The organism is Acinetobacter sp. UBA5934 (genome assembly GCF_002430855.1).
GTDB lineage: Bacteria > Pseudomonadota > Gammaproteobacteria > Pseudomonadales > Moraxellaceae > Acinetobacter.
This window is the reverse complement of sequence record NZ_DJDC01000102.1, coordinates 1-1,250: the sequence shown is the minus strand read 5'-3', so window position 1 is coordinate 1,250 and position 1,250 is coordinate 1. Positions and strand designations below refer to the sequence as shown.

The 1,250-nt window shown below is 40.6% G+C and carries 2 protein-coding genes; one reads left to right on the top strand and one right to left on the bottom strand.

The genetic code is table 11. The features are described from left to right. Nucleotides 1–194 (bottom strand): RnfABCDGE type electron transport complex subunit B (locus tag B2Y23_RS15475; protein ID WP_414632122.1); only part of this gene is annotated, 194 nt, incomplete at its 3' end. Nucleotides 195–497: 303 nt separating this feature from the next. On the opposite strand from B2Y23_RS15475, the gene B2Y23_RS07325 reads away from it, so the two are divergent. Next, nucleotides 498–1,250: Glu/Leu/Phe/Val dehydrogenase dimerization domain-containing protein (locus B2Y23_RS07325; RefSeq protein WP_414632121.1), on the top strand; the 753-nt coding region annotated here is incomplete at its 3' end.

Genomic DNA, 1,250 nt, shown 5'->3' with positions numbered 1-1,250 from the left:
GCATCGGCAACCGGCTGTCCGCCTGGTACACATTTATTGGCTTCCTCACCTTCGGCAATGGATTTTGCATAGGGCAAACATCCATCTCGATGGCCGCAAAGTCCACATTGGGTTTGCGGCAGCAGGGCGTCAATTTTTTGAATTAAGGTAATTTGCGTGTTCATGAATAACCGGGATTGCTGGGCAAGCAGCATGGAACAATTTGCTGGAGAGCAATACTAGCATGTTTTTAGATAGAATTCCTGTGCTCGAAAATGGTACCAAGAGTGCATTAAATATGAGCAAAATATGACATTAAAATATAGCTAAAAGTTATTTAATATATAACTAAAATGACTGAATGATTAATTTAAATATATGTTCTTTAAAGATAATTGAAGTTTTTTTTAAAAAACTATTGCTGAATAGGTGCAAGTGATATTTAATGTTTTGCGCCAAAATATATCATTGATTGAAATATTGACCGATTTTGATCCATTTCTGCTGAGGATTAAGTGTTGAAATATAACAGCCTTAACGACTTCCTAGACTACGTTAAATCACGTGACCAACATCAACCAGAGTTTCTACAAGCTGTAGAAGAAGTGATGACCAGCCTTTGGCCATTCATTGAAAAGAATCCAGAATATGCTGATCATGGATTACTTGAACGTCTGGTAGAACCTGAACGTGCGATTCAGTTCCGTGTTTCATGGGTAGATGACAAAGGCCAAACTCAAGTTAACCGTGCTTTCCGTGTACAGTACAACTCAGCGATTGGTCCATTTAAAGGGGGGATGCGTTTCCATCCTTCAGTGAACCTTTCAATTCTGAAATTCCTAGGCTTTGAACAAACTTTCAAAAATGCTTTGACTACATTGCCAATGGGCGGTGGTAAAGGTGGTTCAGACTTCGACCCTAAAGGTAAGTCTGAAGGCGAAATCATGCGTTTCTGCCAAGCGTTAATCATCGAGCTATATCGTCATCTTGGTTCTAATACAGATATCCCAGCGGGTGATATCGGTGTGGGTGGCCGTGAAGTAGGTTATATGGCGGGTATGATGAAAAAACTCAGCAATGACACTTCATGTGTATTCACTGGTAAAGGCCTGACTTTCGGTGGTTCTCTAGCTCGTCCAGAAGCAACTGGTTATGGTACAGTGTATTTCGCTGAAGAAATGCTGAAAACTCGTGGCGAAAGCTTTAAAGATAAAGTGGTAACAATCTCTGGTTCTGGTAACGTTGCGCAGTACGCTGCTGAAAAAGCAATG